The sequence below is a fragment of the Variovorax sp. LG9.2 genome (assembly GCF_035018885.1).
Lineage (GTDB): Bacteria > Pseudomonadota > Gammaproteobacteria > Burkholderiales > Burkholderiaceae_C > Variovorax.
On record NZ_JASJXB010000138.1, the window covers coordinates 1 to 230 of the forward strand.

Sequence of the window (230 nt, forward strand, 5' to 3'; positions counted from 1 at the left end):
CGGCTCATGCTTTGCGTTACCCCGCGATGCGCAAGCATCGCCCGGTATGGCTGCATTTTGTAATGCCAGCCTTGGTCTGAATGTACGGTCAGTCCAGCGACGTGTTTGGCCCGCGCAAGTGCCACATCCAACGTACCGGAGACCAAGTCGAAGATTGCGCAGCGCTGCCGTGATTCTTCGGTAGCCGTAGCGGCCTTTATGTTCACCGTAAACGGCGCGAACCTTTGCCT

General features: G+C 57.8%; 1 protein-coding gene and 1 pseudogene. Both read right to left on the minus strand.

All coding sequences use genetic code 11. The features are described 5' to 3' along the window. Positions 1–146 (minus strand): DDE-type integrase/transposase/recombinase (locus QN413_RS27260; protein WP_416352261.1); only part of this gene is annotated, 146 nt, incomplete at its 3' end. 13 nt (positions 147–159) lie between these two features. Continuing rightward, positions 160–230 (minus strand): annotated as a pseudogene (locus tag QN413_RS27520) (IS3 family transposase); the annotation flags it as partial.